1 pseudogene is annotated in these 400 nt (G+C 23.8%); it reads left to right on the forward strand.

Features of this window, described 5'->3' with window-relative positions:
* A pseudogene (locus CQA69_RS08875) lies at positions 1-400 on the forward strand (Cj0814 family flagellar-dependent secreted protein); the annotation flags it as partial.

Here is a 400-nt window from a genome sequence, read left to right on the forward strand (position 1 = left end):
CTATAGTTCTATACTTTCACAAGCAAAAGCCAATAAAGAAAGTAAAGAAAATTCAAAAATAAATTTTGCCAATACTTTCTTAAAACAAAATGTCACTAAGTTAAATGATATAGAAAATAAAAATTCACAAACTTTAATAAGAAGTGAAGTATTAAACAATCAATCAAATTCTACTAATAATATCAATAAGAATTATTACACTAAAACAAATTCTCCTAATTATGATATATCTAGCGAATTTAAAAACTCTATTTATACTTTAAAATTCAAACAAGTAGATATAAGCAATAATACTTCTACCAATACAGCCTATGGTTATAGTGTAGATAAAGATGGTTATATGGGAGAAGACTTTAATGAAGCTGCAGGATTACCAAAAGATTTTAAAATACATAAATCT

The sequence above is a fragment of the Campylobacter estrildidarum genome (assembly GCF_005406205.1).
In the GTDB taxonomy this organism is placed as follows: Bacteria; Campylobacterota; Campylobacteria; order Campylobacterales; family Campylobacteraceae; genus Campylobacter_D; species Campylobacter_D estrildidarum.